Origin of the sequence: Microcoleus sp. Z1_A1, from assembly GCF_036700305.1 — a bacterium.
In the GTDB taxonomy this organism is placed as follows: domain Bacteria; phylum Cyanobacteriota; class Cyanobacteriia; order Cyanobacteriales; family Microcoleaceae; genus Microcoleus.
Window position 1 is genome coordinate 110320 of record NZ_JAUBOR010000018.1, and the last position, 15883, is coordinate 126202.

Sequence of the window (15883 nt, forward strand, 5' to 3'; positions counted from 1 at the left end):
GCAGGGCTGTTTCATTTTAAAATTTTAGCATAGCTAAAGTTTGAGCAGGAAACATTAGCGTCTCCCTGGAAGGCTAAAAATTTTAACGGTCAATTTTAGCGATAGTTAAATTAACCGTTTTTCTTGCTAAAAATGGAGTTGATCTCATATCGGATTGACCATAATATCCCGGCCGGGCGGGTTTTTGAGATTGTCAATTATTGGCCGATGTTATTGGTGAACCCGCCCCTACCTGATGAAGGGTAATCGACGGGACATGATATGAAGTCTTAAATTTTTTAAAGTTAAGTGGGATTCACCACCTAATATAGTAATCTAAATCATTTGTGAATTTCTTACTCCCTCCCCACGGGTTCGGGGAGGGTTGGGGTGGGGTCAAAAAAATTACAACTCCTACAAGGATTGCTATCTACCTTTTCCCCTATTTAAAATTAGTCAACACTCCGTAAATCGCCCAAATTGCCATCGCCCGCAAATAGTGACTCGCCCGAAAAGTTCCCCCCGCCGTAATCGCTTCCGGCGTCCGAAACTGCAACCCATTTTCATAAATCTGCTTCACCACCGCATCCGTCAATTTAAACGCTTTCTCCTCCATCCCCATCTGTACCAAAAAAGCCGCCAACCCAAAATTAATACCCGTCCAAACTTCCAAAGGATGAGTCGCATTAGGATTTTCCGGCGAACCGTTCAGCATCACCCCATTTGCCGCACCGAACTCGCCATCGTTGAACTTCAAAAAGCAAGATTCGTACACAGTTTCTAGAGCACTGGCTGCACATTCCGGCGGCACAATATCCGGTAATCCTAACAGTTTCGCGTAAAATTGACCGCACAATTGGTCTGCCATCACCACTTCTGAGTTACTCTCGCTGTCCAAACGGTAATATTGACCGTTCCACAGTTTTTCTTGATAGCTCGGTCTTGCTTGTAGCAGCCAACTGTGATATAATGCTATCTTTGCTTGAGGGTTAGGAATTATCTCCGGTGCTGCATCTTCCAAGATTTCGCCGATCGCGATCGCAGCCTCCAGCGCCGCCAACCACAAACCCCCGCAATAGGCACTTATCCCCCGCATTTGCCAATCATCAAACGTCTGATCCGGTGCTCCAGAATTCTCAGGAATTCCGTCCCCATCCTCATCAAAAGTTTTCAGATAAGCCAAAGCCTCAACAATTGCCGGCCAACACTCTTGCAGAAACTCACAATCTGTGGCGCCAGTCAACAGGAAATCCCGATAAACCTGCAACACAAAATCGCAAGGCAAATCCTTCCACAAATTGCAATCTTGATAGCTAGTATAATTCGTTTTCTCCCAAGGATGTTCGTTAGGAGCACCCAAATCGTGCGGCGTCGCGCCGACAGCTTTTCTAATAGCCGAAGCTTGATTCCAGCCAATAATTCTCGGCGTATCGTCTCCGGCCGAAATTGCCCTAGCAAACGCTAAAACCACCGACTTTTCCAAATCCGGCCACAGCATCAACAAAGCAAAAGAACCGTAAAGCCGCACGTCCAAACTTTCGTACCAGCGGTAATCAATGCACTCCAAAACCGCAAATTGACCCTTGGGATCGCGTTCGTCAGCCGCACTCCAAAGAGTACCGCCGTCTGTCAGGGCGTATAACTCGTTAAACAAAGCCATTTTAAAACTGTCTGACAAATCTTTCCGTTCTAAAATCGGTTTTTGCCAAGCTTCAATATTTTCGCGCCAAGTATCGGAATGCTTCATTGCAGTGCGAATAATCGGCCAAGCATTTTTGCCGTTGCGGCCGAAGAAATCTGTGTAGCGACGGTAGTACCAAACTCCCGATGCAAACTCAGTAACGGGCAAATCCCAAGCTATAATAAAGGGGATTTTGCGAGTTTTTCCCGGTCGAATAGTAAAGCGAACTGCGATCGCACAAGCCAACTGTTCTCCTGCTGCTGCTGCTGTCTCGTCTTTGTCATCCAACAAGAAACCTTCTGCAGAAAAGTTGCGCCAAACATCCTCGCCATTCCCCGCCGGGTTCCAACGAGTTTGATAGAATACTTCTACCGCCGGATTAGTAATAGTTGCGATCGCCCATTGTCCATCCCCCTCTTGCGGTTCCTCCTCAGCAGTCAACCGCGTCATCACGCAACCGATTCGGTGAAAATCTTCCACCAACAAATTCATATTTCCGCCGCTTTCTCCCCACCGGGATTGATAGTCATAAAATGGACTACCATCATCTCGAACCATGACTTTCGGCGACTTGTTGGCATTAGTAAACCAACCAACAATATTCTCCCAAGTCAGCATGATGCTGAGAGTGATCGGCGCATCTGTAGGATTGTGCGCCACCCATTCAAACATGGCGACTGGGTAACTGCTTTCCTGATAATTGTTCGGCAAAACTGGCGAAAATTGCTCGCAGCTTAATTGAGCATGAAACACATTTTCGTAAACAAACCAACTGCGCGGATACAAAGCATGATAAGTACCAGAATTAGACTCTTCTCTTGTTCCTTCTTTTGGATACCATTTCCAACTCGATAAACTGCCATCGGTAGGCGGTTCAGTGGACAGTGCAAAAGCTTGTTTCTTGCCTTGAGTTTCTTCAAAAACGCTGAACTGACAAGCGGGCAAACTGCGAAAAATGTGCTCGCCGCCGTCAATGTGCCAGAGGTTGAAGTCGCCGCGGGACGATCGCCCGATGCAGCCGGCACCGAACCCGCCCAGAGGCATTCCGTGCCAGGGCCCGTCGTCGAGATTGCTTGCGTAGCGGACTGTATAGGGATTCTCCCAACCGAGGCCGATGGGACGTTTCCAGGTGTGCGGGGGGATGTTTGGAGTAGATGTGCGATCGTTATTCATGTGATTAATCTTAGCGCTCGATCGAGCTTTACAATTTTTTTTATTTTATTTTAAACTTTTATCTATCGAACAAATTCCGAGATTTCCGACGGTTGTTGACTGTAGATTGTTGACTTAAAGTAATTGGGTTCTGGACTCCCGGATTCATCAATTCTCCCATCTCAAATCTCAAATCTCAAATCGCTCGACTGTTGATTGTTGGCCAAAAGCAATTGGGTTCAGGGCTGCCAGATTAATCAATTCTCCAATCTAACATCTAAAATCTAAAATTTGTTGTCGATCGCCTAACGCGGTAGAACATCATCTAACCGCAGTTGCAAGCTGGTTAACAAAGGAGAAATAATCCGATCGCCGAGGCGAAATTGTTGCTGCGTGTAATCTTGGTCAATCAGTTGGCAAACGGTGATAGTAGGTTGTTTTGGTTTACCGATAAAAGCCACGCCTCCCAATCCGCGATAATCAACTATCCAATACTCTGGAATCCCTAAAATAGCATATTCTTCAACTTTTCGGGCGTAATCTGTTTCCCAGTTAGTGCTGACGACTTCTACCACCAATTTAATAGATCGTCCCAGCGTAATCACAGGTTCTCTTTCCCAAAGAGGTTCGCTGACAATAGCAGTTTCATCTAATACGACAATATCGGGACGGCGGGCAGTAGCTGCATCTGAAAATGGACGGATCAAACAAGTGCGCGGAATGAACCAAGGTAGTTTTTCGGCTGCGATGGCGATGCCGATTTGAGTTGCTAGTTTACCGCTGACGGTTTCGTGGGGGCCTGTGGGTTCCATGTCAACTAATTCTCCGTCAGCGAGCTCGTAGCGGAAGTTGTCACAATATCGATCGAGGAATGTTTCAAAAGTTAGGATTTTTTGCGCGGTGTAAGCCATTGGAAACAAATAGTTTTTTGCTGAAAATCTTATTCTATCAACTAACCAAATCCCAAATCAGAACCTTTCCCCGCGTGAACCAAAGCCAACTTTTCGTAACGCTTAGCGTGTTCCACCAACTCGGCTGCTTCTTCCTCAGAGACATCCCGCAGGGGTTTGGCAGGCACTCCCGCAACTAGCGTGTGAGGGGGAACGTCTTTGGTGACAACCGCCCCTGCACCGACGATCGAGCCTGTGCCCACCCTCACTCCATCCAGGACGATCGCCCCAATCCCGATCAGGCAGCCCCGTTCAATGTAAGCTGAGTGAATCACGGCTCGGTGTCCCACTGTCACGAAATCTTCCAAAACAGTCGGTTTCCCTGGATCACCGTGCAGAATTGCTCCATCTTGGATATTGGTACTTGAGCCGATCACAATTCGCTCTATATCCGCCCGCACCACCGCCCCATACCAGATACTAGCGCCCGCAGCCACCTCTACCCTGCCGATGACAATAGCGCCTTCAGCGACAAAAGCCGCTGGGGATAGATCGGGCAAGGGCCAATAGGAAGGAAGTGCAGACAGAGATTCGTTGAGATTGCTCATTAGTTGGTCGATCGTTATACTTCTAGCAGATTAGCTGGTTGTTGATACGGGATATAATAAGAGTATTTGGGACTTTTGCAGAGAAAATATGCTGGGACGCAAATAAATGATTGAAGTTGCCTTGCAATACCCGATGTTTGGCCCGGAAATTCAGTGTCCCCACTGTCGCCAAACAATTCCGGCTTTAACACTCACGGATACCTATTTGTGTCCGCGTCACGGGGCATTTGAGGCAGATCCAAAAACGGGGGAACTGGTTCACCTTCAGTCTGGGCGGCACTGGCGCCGCTGGGAGAATGAATGGTACCGCCAGCACACGCACCCGGACGGGATTCGGTTTGAAATTCACGAAGCGCTCGATCGACTGTATACTCAAGGCTACCGAGCAACTCGCGTGATCGTTGCCCAACGCTATCGGGACTTAATCAGCGCTTATTTGGAACGCAGCACGCCTTGGCGGGGTCAGGCGGAATCGCCGCGGCCGAGGCTGTACGGTTTGCCTGTGGATTTTAGCCCCGATCCCCAAGAGGACCCTTGCTGGGAAGTGATTAATTTTGATTTGGAAAAAGAGCCGGGAGTTCCGATTAGATATCCCTATTTTCGGTTGTTTGAATAGTTATTAGTCATTAGTCATTAGTCATTAGTCATTAGTTATTAGTCATTAGTTAGTTCTTATTCCTAATGCCCAATGCCCAATGCCCAATGCCCAATGCCCAATTCCCAATTCCCAATTCCCAATTCCCAATTCCCAATTCCCCAATCTAAAATCTAAAATCTAAAATCTAAAATCGAATGCACCACGCCTCGATTCGCACTGCTAACATTCACCGGGCGATCGCCTTTTACGAACAGTTGGGATTTACTGTGAGCGATCGCTTTACCACAGGGTACACCCTAGCCTGTTGGATGGAAGGTCTCAACGGACGCATCGAACTAATCCAAATCCCGGAACCAAAACCCGCACCGGATGCTTTCGGAGACGAGCATTATGTTGGATATTATCATTTATCTTTCGATTTAACTGAGGCGACAACTGACTTGCCTAGCTGGTTGCAGTCTCTGAAAGAGCGGTTTGAGGAAGCTGCTAAAGACCAACCAAACCAGTTTCAAGCTTTGAAAGTTTTATTAGAACCGACTCAACAGGCGATCGGGCAAAATGTTTACGAAGTAGCTTTTATTGCCGATACTGATGGTTTGCCTTTAGAGTTTATCCGGCGGCTTAATTAGTTAATTACTAACCCATAGGGATAATCATTCTCTCTCTCAATCGGAAACTGAGAATAGTTATTACTCTTAATCCCTAGTAACGTTCGCTACCAACTTAGCAATATTTTTCTAAAAAATACTAGATTTTTAACTCAAAATCTAGTATTTTTTATTTTTGACCCTATAATATGAATATATGTTTATACAATCAGGTATTGGAATAAACCCAGCAAAAACCATGCAAAAAGCAAAATCGAGCAATTCCGGCTGCTCTAGTTGCAGTCACAACGACGACAATCTCACCCATGAGAATCCTAACCACGACGGCCAGGGCCAGGGCCACGGCCACGGAGATTTTAACCTGAATCAAGAATTGATTCCTGTGATATTGGTTGTTGTACTATTTGTCGGCGGTTTAATTTTTGAAGAAAAACTGCACAACACGCCCTATTCTATAGGTGAATATCTGGTTTTCATCCCAGCCTATCTTTTAAGCGGATGGAATGTTTTAACCAGTGCGGGTCGCAACATTCTGCGAGGTCGATTTTTTGATGAAAATTTTTTAATGACTATAGCAACACTCGGCGCTGTCGCTATTCACAAACTCCCTGAAGCAGTCGGGGTGATGTTGTTTTTCAAAATCGGAGAACTTTTTCAAGAATTTGCGGTTGGGCGATCGCGTCAATCGATCCGATCGCTTTTAGAAATTCGCCCAGACAGCGCCAACCTCAAAGCAAATGGCGACATCAAAAAAGTTTCGCCAGAAACCGTAGCAGTCGGCGAGATCATCCTTGTCAAACCGGGAGAAAAAATTCCCTTAGACGGTGAAATTATAGACGGCAATTCTCAGATTGACACATCTGCACTAACTGGAGAATCAGTACCTCGAACCGTGAAAGTTGGAGAAACAGTTTTAGCAGGAACAATTAACCAGACAGGAGTTCTCACCGTCAAAGTTACCAAACTCTTCGGTGAATCTTCCATATCCCGAATTCTGGAATTAGTAGAAAATGCCAGAAGCAAAAAAGCTGAAACTGAGAAATTTATCACCAAATTTGCCAGTTACTACACGCCTTTTGTAGTATTTGCATCGCTAGCAGTGGCTTTAATTCCGCCTTTGTTCATTTCAGGAGCAACTAATGCAGACAGATTTTTATGGGTTTACCGCGCCCTAGTCTTGTTAGTTATTTCCTGCCCTTGCGGATTGGTTATTAGCATTCCTTTGGGATACTTTGGGGGAATTGGTGGTGCAGCCAAACGCGGTATTTTGGTTAAAGGCTCGACTTTTTTAGATACCCTGACAGCAGTCAAGACAGTTGTTTTGGACAAAACAGGAACTTTGACAAAAGGAGTTTTTAAAGTAGCACAAATTGTGCCTACAAATGGTTTTTCCCAAACAGAGTTGATGGCAATAGCTGCTAAAGTAGAATCTCAATCAAATCACCCAGTCGCGAAATCTATTCTGGAAGCTTACGGCGGAAAGATAGATTCATTGGATGTGAAAGATTACGAAGAAATCGCGGGACACGGCATCCGAGCAAAAGTAAATAATCAAATTGTGCTGGCGGGAAATGACCGTTTGCTGCACCGAGAAAATATTGCTCACGATCTCTGCAATGCTGAAGGTACAGTAGTACATTTAGCGGTAGACAACCGCTACGCTGGGTATATTTTGATTGCTGACGAGCTTAAGGAAGACGCTGTACAGGCTATTCGCGACCTCAAGAAACTGGGTGTTGAGCGAATCGTGATGCTCACAGGAGATAATCAAGCTGTAGCCGATAGTGTTGCGAGAAAGCTCGGTTTAGATTCCTACTTAGCCGAGTTATTACCCGAAGGAAAAGTAGAGGCGATCGAAAAACTGATCGGTCAATCTAAAAAAGGCGAGAAAATTGTCTTTGTTGGAGACGGAATTAATGATGCACCAGTGCTTGCTAGGGCTGATGTGGGCATAGCGATGGGGGGTTTGGGCTCCGATGCGGCGATCGAAACTGCCGATGTTGTAATTATGGCAGATGCACCGTCAAAGGTGGCTGAAGCCATCCAAATTGCCCGAAAAACTCACAATATTGTCTGGCAAAATATCATTTTTGCCATGTCAGTCAAAGGCATATTTATTGCTTTGGGTGCTTTTGGGTTAGCTACAATGTGGGAGGCAGTTTTTGCTGATGTTGGGGTGGCTTTAGCAGCTATTTTTAATGCGACTAGAGTTTTGAAATAGAGTTTTCGCAGGGCGGGCATTGCCCACCTTACGCCACAATTGAAACATACATTTTGAGGTCAAAAATACTATGCGTCGTCAAAGTTCTCAGCCCTGGATTCACCGCTATTCTCGTCCCATCACGGCAGGAATTGCCTCGATAGGGGCTGCGATCACTGCTTATCTAACAGTGGTCAAGTTATCCAACGGAACGGCGGTAGCTTGGTTAGTGGCTAGTATTATAGTAGGATTAAATAGTTGGCTGTTATTACAAACCATTTTCTAGCAATCTGAAGCTAAATAAAACTACAAAAATAAAACCCGCCGGCGCGGGTTTCATCTTAAAGCTAATTGTTAATAAGTGCTAATTTCAACTACTTACTTTTTAGGAACAAGAACCTCATTAGCGGCCACGGGACGCGCCGAGGAAGCAGTAGTTTTCAAAAGTGCGATCGCCTGCGCGTAGCAAGGATCATCCTTAGTCCCAACCAACATCGGTTTGTTAGCTAATTTCAGCTTTTGTTCGTCGGTGATTTCCACCTTAACATCAGGAGTAACCCCCTTCTGGCTGATATCCGTACCGTTGGGAGTATAGTAGTGAGCGATCGTCACCGCCAATCCCGAACCGTCAGCCAAAGAATGCACCGACTGCACCAAAGCTTTGCCAAAAGTTTGGCCGCCCATCACAGTTGCGCGCTTGTTATCCTTCAGAGCACCGGCCAAAATCTCGCTGGCGCTGGCTGAGTTGTCGTCCACTAGCACCACCAAAGGCTTGTCAGTGAGCGCAGTGCGATTTGCCTTCATTTCCTGAGAATCGCCCGTGCGATCGACTGTGCGGACGATCGCCCCTGTATCCATCCACATCCGAGCGATATCAATGCTCACTCGCAGCAACCCGCCGGGATTCCCCCGCAAATCCAACACAAAAGCGTCAGCTTTCTGAGCCGAGAGCTTTTTAATCGCCGCCTCCATTTGTTCGCCCGCGTGGGAGCTAAACTCTTGCAAACGGATGTAACCGACATTCTGACCCCCTTCATTCTTGAGGCTGTAGCGAACCGCGGCTACCTCAATTCTCGCCCTAGTCAGAGTGATGTCAAATTCGCTTTTGCCCTCACGAGCAATCCGCAGCGTGACTTTCGTGCCTTCATCGCCCCGAATTATCTGAGCCGCATCCGAGACAGTCATGCCTTTGGTAGTTTTGCCGTCAATCACCAAAATCGTATCACCCGCTAGAATCCCTGCCTTCAGGGCCGGGGAATTTTCCATCGGCTCGACTACCCTAATCGCTTTCGTTTTCTCGTCTTCTTCCAGCCTCATCCCCACCCCTGTCAGTTCCCCAGAGGTTTGATTTGTCAGCGCTTCGTACTGCTTCGGGTCCATGAAGCGGGTGTAGGGGTCGTTTAATTTCTCTAGGGCTTTGCGGAGGGCGGTGTAGGCCGCTTCGCGAGAGGTATAATTTTTGCTCAGCAGTTCTTGGCGGGTTACTTGCCAGTCAGTCTTGTTAAAGCTGCCATCAACATAGTCTCGGTTCACAATTTGCCAAGCTTCGTCCAAGACAGCTTTGGGGCTATCTTGAAGCTCGGCGCGGACTGATTGACTCAGGCCGGGAACGAGTAAAGATATCGAAGCGGTTGTTGCCATCGCCCCACTGAACAGGGCTGCCTGTAACTTAGAAAAGCGTTTGCGGGCTTGATTCATTGAATTTGGCTCAATTCGATTTTAGATTTTTGATTTGAGATTTTATATTGCTAAAAAATCTCACACTACTACTTAAACTATTGTGTGGAGGCTCCACCATCCCTTTGGACAGTCTAACGAGATTCATAGTCGATCGCCAACCAATTATTACTCTCTTTCAATAAACTTAATTTAAAACTTGGATTTATAAAGTGCCGTGGAAGCTAAAATCGAACAATTTTCGCGTAAGTGGTTGAGCCTGCTCATTAATGGAGTTATTGGTCTAGCAGCGCTGGCGGGGGTCGTCGCCATGCAGTCTAGCGGGCAGTTAGGCGGAATGTCCCCAGTTGGCGTTCAGGGGCAAAACCCGCCCTCTGGAATGTCTGCTGCCAGTTTCAAGCAAGCCGCACAGCAAGAAGCGCAGCAAGAAGCCCTGCGGCTGAGAATGCTCAAAACTATCCCTAGTTTTGGATTTGATAATTTAATTGCAGATTGGACATTTCTCAAATTTTTGCAGTATTTTGGCGACGACGAAGCGCGAGATGTGACGGGCTACAATCTGAGCCAAGATTATTTTGACATAGTTACGCAGCGCGACCCGCGGTGGGCTGACATCTACCTGTTTCTCTCCACAGCTATTTCTTTTTATCAAGGAAACCCTGAAACTGCTGTTAACTTTATAGAGCGTGGTACTAGGGCCCTTGCCCTTTCGCCCCAACTTCATTCCCAATCGTGGATAGTGTGGCGAACGAAAGGTATTGATGAGTTGCTGCTGTTGGGGGATATTCCCGAGTCAATTCGCTCCCACGAAATGGCCGCTGATTGGGTGGAAGGAACCCCAGAAGGAGCTTCATTGGCGCCGAGGTTTCGAGCAACTGCTGAGTTTTTGCGCCGAGATCCCGATAGCGTGCCGGTGCGGTTTACTGCTTGGAGCACGGTTTATGCTCAAACAACTGATAAGTTGGTGCGTCAAAGGGCGAGACAAGCTCTTGTCAAGTTGGGAGCTCAGGTGCAAAAAGATCGGGATGGAAACGAGAGTTTTATTTTGCCCCCTCGAAAGTAAGCAGAAGGAAGAAGGAAGTTCGGCAACGGATTGTGTAACGGATGTAACGGATGTAACGGATATCAGGAAGTCGGAAGAAGGAAGAAGGGAAATGCAGTCGCAGTCATAGTTTCAGATATCAAGAATGTCCTAAATGTCAAGGCGGTTGACTGTAATTCCCCAATCTAAAATCCAAAATCTAAAATCTAAAATCGGCTTGAGTTAATTCGCGCCATTCACCGGGTTTGAGGCCTTCCAGACGCAAATGCCCGATCGCACATCTGACCAGCCGCAGCGTCGGAAACCCTACTGCTGCGGTCATCCGGCGCACTTGACGGTTGCGGCCTTCTGTCAGAGTCATTTCCAGCCAAGCTGTCGGCACGTTTTTGCGAAATCGAATCGGCGGTTCGCGGGGCGGCAAAGCGGGTTCTTCTAACAATAATTGCACTTTTGCCGATCGAGTCCGATAATCTTGAATTGTGACACCTGTCTGCAAAGCGGCGATCGCACCTGTATCAGGAATTCGTTCCACCTGCACCCAGTAAGTGCGGGGGTGAGCGAATTTCGGGTCACTGAGGCGGTGCTGCATTTGTCCATCATCGGTTAGCAGCAACAAACCTTCACTATCGCGATCGAGCCTTCCTACTGCATAAATGTTAGGAATAGGAATATAATCTTTCAGGGTTCTGCGTTTAACTTCCCCTGAATTGTCAGTGAATTGAGTTAAAACATCATAGGGTTTGTAAAATAGAATGTAACGATAGGGCATAAGCAATTAACAAAAATGTACTAATATCAATAATCCTGTAGGGGCGGGTTTCACCGACAATAATTGGCTAAAACTCACAATCTCAAAAACCCGCCCCCACCCAACGTCAAACCAATTTCTCTCTCTCTTCTCTCCTCTGCGCCCTCTGCGCCCTCTGCGGTTCATAAAAAAATAAATCTTGTTAACCAACGATTCAAACCAGCTCTAAAATCTTCAGCCTTTAAGAGCCTCGCAAATCTCAACTACCCAATTTTACCATGCCCGAAGCCACACACCGCGTTTGCATCGTCTTAGGAACTCGCCCGGAAGCGATTAAACTAGCCCCAGTAATTCAACTGTTCAAAAATTCGCCAACCTTTGACACCCAAGTAATTTTAACCGGTCAGCACCGAGAAATGGTCGAGCAAGTAATGCGAATGTTCGATCTAAAAGCCGATCGGGATTTAGCAATTATGCAGCACCAGCAAACCTTGACGGATATTACATCCCGGAGTTTGCAGGGTTTGGAAGCCTTGTTTAAAGAATTGCAGCCCCAAATCGTGTTAGTACAGGGCGATACAACCACAGCGTTTGCCGCTGCTTTAGCTGCATTTTACCAGAAAATACCCGTAGGTCACGTAGAAGCGGGATTGCGGACAGACGACGTGTTCAATCCTTACCCCGAAGAGGCTAACCGACGGTTGATATCTCAGCTCACACGGCTGCATTTTGCCCCGACAGAGCTGGCTCAAGAGAATTTAGGGCGATCGGGCGTTTTGGGAGAAATTCACCGTACAGGCAACACAGTAATCGATGCCTTGCTTTCTGTCGCCAAACGCCAACCAGAATGCAACATTCCCAATTTAGATTGGAGCAAATATCGCACTATCTTAGCAACAGTTCACCGCCGCGAAAATTGGGGAGAACCATTAGCAGGAATTGCGCGGGCATTTCTCCAAATTTTAGATAAGTTTCCCGATACAGCCTTGCTCTTACCTCTACACCGAAATCCCACAGTCAGAGAACCTTTAAAAGCTCTTTTGGGCGACCATCCGAGAGTCTTTTTAACTGAACCTTTAGATTACGCAGAATTAGTAGGAGCAATTCAGAGATGTCATTTAATTTTAACTGATTCCGGCGGCTTGCAAGAAGAAGCACCTAGTTTGGGCAAGCCAGTTTTAGTATTACGAGAAACCACAGAAAGACCAGAGGCAATTTCTGCGGGTACTGCTAAACTGGTTGGTACTAATTCTGATATAATTACAGCAGCAGCGGCAGAATTGCTGAGCAATGCGGAAGCATACAACGCAATGGCAATGGCAATTAATCCCTTTGGGGACGGTTTGGCCTCCTCGCGGATTTTGAAAATTGTTGAAGAGTATTTTAGTTAACTACTCCTCGATTATTCGGCGGTTGAAAGCGCAACTATACAAACTTTCTTACCCGCAGAGGGGGACTAATTCCTGCTAAAAAAACTCGGTTTCTACCTCGCTTCCCGAATTACCAATCCCCACCGCCACCCCCACCACTAGACTCGCCCCCGCCAAAGCTACCCCCGGAGTCGCTACTGCTACTGCTACTGCTGTAGTCACTACTGCTACTGCTGTAGTTACTGCGGTTATTGCCCTGATAACGGCTGCGGGAGGGGAAAGGAGATTTCCCAGAAAATAAGCTGCCAAATATCCTGAAGATAATGAAGCAAGGTATAAATGCTATGAATAAGAACCCAAGTAAGTCATAGATTGGATTCGATGAATCTTCACCTGTGGAGGTACTATTGCTAATAACTGGCGATTGACTAGGTGTTGGTGACGGTTTCACCCCTTGAGATGGTACGATTGGAGCCAAAGGTAGCGTGGTTTGAGATTGAGCATTTACCGTCGGAGTTTGTAAAACATTTACTAACGCCTTTGTCCCGGCTAATGTGCCCCCGTCAAAGTCCTGCTGTTTAAATCGGGGCGTAATTTCGGCTTGAATAATGCCCACTGCTTTAGCATCCGGCAAAATGCTTTGAATGCCAGAACCTGTTTCAATTTGAACGCGGCGTTCCCCCGAAGAAATCAACAATAAAACTCCGTTATTTTTACCTTTCTTGCCAATACCCCAAAAGTTAAATAGTTCTGTAGCAAATGCTTTTGGTGTCGCCGATGGTTTAGTACCAGTCACTGTCACAACAGCGATTTCTGAGCCATTTTTCGCCTCTAAATCCGAAATCATTTGATTTAGCTGAGTTTCGGTGCTGTTGCTGAGAATGTTTGCCTTGTCCGTTACCCAAGTGTTATTTACTTGACGGGGATTCGGTACTTCTTGTACTGTTATAGCTTGGCTTGTTAGGGGAAATGCAATTGCCGAAAAGCACAGCAAACTGCTCCAGATTATTTGTTTATTGCTAAATTGTAACTGCATCGCTTCAGTCTCCTGAATAACTGCTAGTCTGAAATTGACATATATCTGTCCGCCTAATTACCATTAAATAACCAGCTCGCTGTGATGTCAATTCAGATTATTCAGAAGTTGGATTCATAAAAATCATAATTTTAGGTGCGCCGTGGGTACCCTACATTTATACTCTTGCACGCACGGGTGGCGAGAAACCGGGTTTTTTACCAAAATAATTGCTGAAAACAGTCAATCTCGGTTCAAAAACCCGGTTTCTTAGTGGGCGAGTGCAAGTGTGAACTAATTTAGATATTTTTAAGGAGAGGGAACCGGTGGCAGAAAATTGCTGCTGCCTTTATAACCGGATAAAATAGCCAGTTTTTCCAAAGATTGCCGCCCCGTGTAATATTTCCCCCGAATTTCCCAAGTGGGATAAGCTTTAATATTGGCAGCTTTGCACAAATCCGGTTGAGCATCTTTGCCTCTGGGATCGCACTCAATGTAAGTAATTGCGGTAAATGCTTCTTTGCCGAAAAGTTCTTGTTGCGTGTGACAGTGAGGACACCAGTAAGCACCGTACATTCTAGCTTTGATGGTCTGCAAATGGGTTGCTAAAGCTATTTGATCCGGCACGGATTCGCTGCGAATAGGTGGCGCTTCTTGTTCGGTAACAGGCTGTGCGAAAGGGGGAGGAGGAGGGAGGGTTTGTGCTAATTTTTGAGTGGATTTGTTGTTGAAACTGAACTGTGCAATTCTTCCGTCTGCTTTGGTACTGACGAAAATCCCCAAAGTCAGGAAAATGCCGATCGCACAAAAGTTGAATTTGCTTACTCTCATCTTGGATTTCATCTTGAATTTGCTAGGATTTCGCGAGCTTGATTCATAGCCTCTACAGCATTGTTTACCACAAAGATGTTAAATTGTGCTAAACATTTAAAAAAAACTTGACTTTCGGCGCTGTGATTTAACAATATAACTTGTTTGTTAGCTTTGAGGGCGAGGGCGATTTCCGAAGCAGTGCCCGTGCCCGTACCGCAGGCAATTATTACATCTGAAGAAAGAACGTTAATGTTATTTCTGGCGTTTCCCATATCGGTGACGATCGCAATATCTACAGATTCAGAAATGCCGCGAGTGTCATTCCCCGGAAGGATGCCGACTGTTAAACCGTTAGCTGATTTTGCTCCTTTGTTGGCGGCATCCATGACGCCGACATTTCTGCCGCCAGTTAGCAATATCCACCCTGCTTCGGCGATGAGTTGCCCGAGTTGATAGGCGTTTTCTAAGTCAGTTGATGCGGCACTTTCGCCGGGGCCCATGATGCCAATGATGATTTTTTTCATAGTTTATCGGTGAATATGGCGTTATTAATACTTGCTAGTTTTTTTGCACTATCTACGAATGTATGTTATCATAAAAATAGTGGTAACTCTAAACAGTTTGTGAGCCAAATAACTTCAGGGAGTTTTCTAGTATTTTTACAATATATGCTGATTTAACATTAAGAAGTGAGAGATAACATGAGTGTCGCCCCAAACCAGGAAACAAAGCTGATGGAAAAAATCCGTAGTTTACCGCCCGATAAAATTACGGTATTAGAAGATTTTATCGATTTCCTTTTAACGCGAAGTGAAGATCGTCTTCTCGTTTATACTGCAACTAAACTCTCAGAAGCAGCTTTTGCTAAAATTTGGGATAACCCAGAGGACGCGGAGTATGACGAGTTATAATTTTGGTGACGTGGTTTTAGTTCCGTTTCCTTTTACAGATCAAACTACCACTAAAAAACGTCCAGCAGTTGTTATTAGTTCTGACGTTTATAATGCAGAATATCCCGATCGCATTCTTATGGGTATAACTAGCCAAGTTAGCATTAGCCCAAAAGTCTGTGATATTATCATCACAGATTGGCGATCGGCTGGGCTTTTAAAAGCTTTTATGATTAAGCCAGTTATTACGACAATTGAGATGCAACTGATTCTCAAAAAATTGGGAAGGCTTCAAGATGTAGATATCCAGTCTTTGAAAGAGGGATTGATTGGAATTATAGGGGAGAAGTGAGCGAGATCCTTTCTGAATTGTCCTTAGAAAGGGCGATCGATCGGGAGCATCTCATATTGGTAAAAACACTTCTTCTGGCTCCTTCCTTCTTCCTCTTTCCTTCTGCCTACTCCCTCAAAACTTAGATTTCTACTTTGGCTGCAAAAGTGAGATGCTCCCGATCGCTCTTCCGCATTTTCCGAAAAATAGCAGGGTGGATTAATTGTCCCCAAGTAAATTATAATAGTCGAGCGCGATCGGACGATCGTCCGATCGCGCTC

Annotated in this window: 17 protein-coding genes; 8 read left to right on the forward strand and 9 right to left on the reverse strand. The window is 46.0% G+C overall.

Annotated elements, in window-relative coordinates; genetic code table 11:
* Window positions 1-421: 421 nt before the first annotated feature.
* The 3 genes from QT973_RS14335 to QT973_RS14345 form a co-directional block, all read right to left on the reverse strand.
* Entirely contained in the window at window positions 422-2833 is a 2412-nt protein-coding gene (locus tag QT973_RS14335; RefSeq protein WP_333391574.1) for a GH116 family glycosyl hydrolase, read from the reverse strand.
* A gap of 284 nt (window positions 2834-3117) precedes the next feature.
* Window positions 3118-3723, reverse strand: coding sequence for a Uma2 family endonuclease (locus QT973_RS14340; protein ID WP_333058342.1), 606 nt, complete (start codon window positions 3721-3723; stop codon window positions 3118-3120).
* Window positions 3724-3764: 41 nt separating this feature from the next.
* Entirely contained in the window at window positions 3765-4310 is a 546-nt protein-coding gene (locus QT973_RS14345) for a gamma carbonic anhydrase family protein (protein WP_333058341.1), read from the reverse strand.
* A 106-nt stretch (window positions 4311-4416) separates the two neighbouring features.
* Here QT973_RS14345 and QT973_RS14350 point away from each other — a divergent pair, with 106 nt between their 5' ends.
* From QT973_RS14350 to QT973_RS14365, 4 genes are all read left to right on the forward strand, one after another.
* Window positions 4417-4926: a TIGR02652 family protein gene (locus QT973_RS14350; RefSeq protein WP_333058340.1), complete on the forward strand. Its 510-nt coding sequence runs from the start codon at window positions 4417-4419 to the stop codon at window positions 4924-4926.
* 176 nt (window positions 4927-5102) lie between these two features.
* Complete coding sequence (locus tag QT973_RS14355; protein WP_333040106.1) at window positions 5103-5537, forward strand: VOC family protein; 435 nt, start codon at window positions 5103-5105, stop codon at window positions 5535-5537.
* Between the two features lie 217 nt (window positions 5538-5754).
* The gene (locus QT973_RS14360; RefSeq protein ID WP_333391576.1) at window positions 5755-7737 is read left to right on the forward strand and encodes a heavy metal translocating P-type ATPase; all 1983 of its coding nucleotides are present in this window, start codon (window positions 5755-5757) and stop codon (window positions 7735-7737) included.
* Window positions 7738-7807: 70 nt separating this feature from the next.
* Entirely contained in the window at window positions 7808-8002 is a 195-nt protein-coding gene (locus tag QT973_RS14365) for a hypothetical protein (protein WP_333234229.1), read from the forward strand.
* Between the two features lie 92 nt (window positions 8003-8094).
* Here the strand turns inward: QT973_RS14365 and ctpB are convergent, their stop codons facing one another.
* The gene (gene ctpB, locus QT973_RS14370; protein ID WP_333391578.1) at window positions 8095-9414 is read right to left on the reverse strand and encodes a carboxyl-terminal processing protease CtpB; all 1320 of its coding nucleotides are present in this window, start codon (window positions 9412-9414) and stop codon (window positions 8095-8097) included.
* A gap of 196 nt (window positions 9415-9610) precedes the next feature.
* Here ctpB and QT973_RS14375 point away from each other — a divergent pair, with 196 nt between their 5' ends.
* Entirely contained in the window at window positions 9611-10456 is an 846-nt protein-coding gene (locus tag QT973_RS14375; protein WP_333058336.1) for a hypothetical protein, read from the forward strand.
* 178 nt (window positions 10457-10634) lie between these two features.
* On the opposite strand, the gene QT973_RS14380 is transcribed toward QT973_RS14375, so the two are convergent.
* Entirely contained in the window at window positions 10635-11204 is a 570-nt protein-coding gene (locus QT973_RS14380) for a pseudouridine synthase (protein WP_333058335.1), read from the reverse strand.
* A gap of 257 nt (window positions 11205-11461) precedes the next feature.
* Between QT973_RS14380 and wecB the strand changes: the two genes are divergently transcribed.
* Entirely contained in the window at window positions 11462-12574 is a 1113-nt protein-coding gene (gene wecB / locus QT973_RS14385) for a non-hydrolyzing UDP-N-acetylglucosamine 2-epimerase (RefSeq protein WP_333058334.1), read from the forward strand.
* Window positions 12575-12683: 109 nt separating this feature from the next.
* Here wecB and QT973_RS14390 read toward each other — a convergent pair whose 3' ends face one another.
* From QT973_RS14390 to QT973_RS14400, 3 genes are all read right to left on the reverse strand, one after another.
* Window positions 12684-13589: a TPM domain-containing protein gene (locus tag QT973_RS14390; protein WP_333391580.1), complete on the reverse strand. Its 906-nt coding sequence runs from the start codon at window positions 13587-13589 to the stop codon at window positions 12684-12686.
* Between the two features lie 288 nt (window positions 13590-13877).
* Entirely contained in the window at window positions 13878-14399 is a 522-nt protein-coding gene (locus tag QT973_RS14395; RefSeq protein WP_333058332.1) for a hypothetical protein, read from the reverse strand.
* A gap of 8 nt (window positions 14400-14407) precedes the next feature.
* Window positions 14408-14905, reverse strand: coding sequence for a TIGR00725 family protein (locus QT973_RS14400; RefSeq protein ID WP_333058331.1), 498 nt, complete (start codon window positions 14903-14905; stop codon window positions 14408-14410).
* Between the two features lie 177 nt (window positions 14906-15082).
* Between QT973_RS14400 and QT973_RS14405 the strand changes: the two genes are divergently transcribed.
* Together QT973_RS14405 and QT973_RS14410 are read left to right on the forward strand one after the other, a co-directional pair.
* Entirely contained in the window at window positions 15083-15292 is a 210-nt protein-coding gene (locus QT973_RS14405; protein ID WP_333058330.1) for a toxin-antitoxin system, antitoxin component, Xre family protein, read from the forward strand.
* Window positions 15279-15623 carry a type II toxin-antitoxin system PemK/MazF family toxin gene (locus tag QT973_RS14410; RefSeq protein WP_333058329.1) on the forward strand — a complete coding sequence of 115 codons (345 nt, stop codon included), beginning with the start codon at window positions 15279-15281 and terminating at the stop codon, window positions 15621-15623. Before QT973_RS14405 ends, QT973_RS14410 begins: the two co-directional genes overlap by 14 nt.
* A 23-nt stretch (window positions 15624-15646) precedes the next feature.
* On the opposite strand, the gene QT973_RS14415 is transcribed toward QT973_RS14410, so the two are convergent.
* Window positions 15647-15883 (reverse strand): hypothetical protein (locus QT973_RS14415; RefSeq protein WP_333058328.1); only part of this gene is annotated, 237 nt, incomplete at its 5' end.